1 protein-coding gene is annotated in these 626 nt (G+C 63.9%); it reads right to left on the reverse strand.

What is annotated here, in order from left to right:
- Window positions 1-160 precede the first annotated feature (160 nt).
- Window positions 161-370, reverse strand: a complete 210-nt coding sequence (locus AC1DTN_RS38235; RefSeq protein WP_477925385.1) for a dodecin — start codon at window positions 368-370, stop codon at window positions 161-163.
- Window positions 371-626: the final 256 nt, after the last annotated feature.

Raw genomic sequence — 626 nt, forward strand, 5'->3', positions numbered from 1 at the left:
GGACGAGCCCGAGGCCACGGACGAACTCTCCGAGGAAACCGGCATCGACCTCACCGACGCCAGCGATCTCGACGCCGACAACGTGCCGAACGACGAGGAGTTCGACCGCGTCATGCAGGCCCCGGACTAGGCCGAAGCCGGGCTGTTCGATTCGATGGGATCAGCCCTCGAGGGTGAAGCCCACCTTCAGCGTCACCTGCCAGTGCGCCACCTTGCCGTCGGCCACATGGCCGCGCGTTTCGGTCACCTGGAACCATTGGATGTTGCGGACCGATTCGCTCGCTTTCGCGATCGCCCGTCTCACGGCATCGTCGCTGCTCGTGGGCGAGGAGCCGGTGAGTTCAAGGAGCTTGTAGACGTGATCGGACATGGCGTTCTCCTGAGACATTGAAGACAGAGAAAGAGGCGCGGTTTCGCGATGGAAACCGCGCCATGGTGGCAGGCGGGCGGGATCCAGCGTCTCGGTTGAAACCCGCGATCGGGTCGTTCGACGGGCCCCTCAGGCCGTCGCCTCTTGTTGCGCCACGAGTTCTTCCTTGCGAGCCGCCAGTTGCGCCTTGATCTCCACCAGGTCCATGCTCGACTTGCGCGCCTTCTCGAACATCTGCTCGCGCTCTTCCTTCACG

The sequence above is a fragment of the Rhizobium sp. 01T444 genome (genome assembly GCF_056398305.1).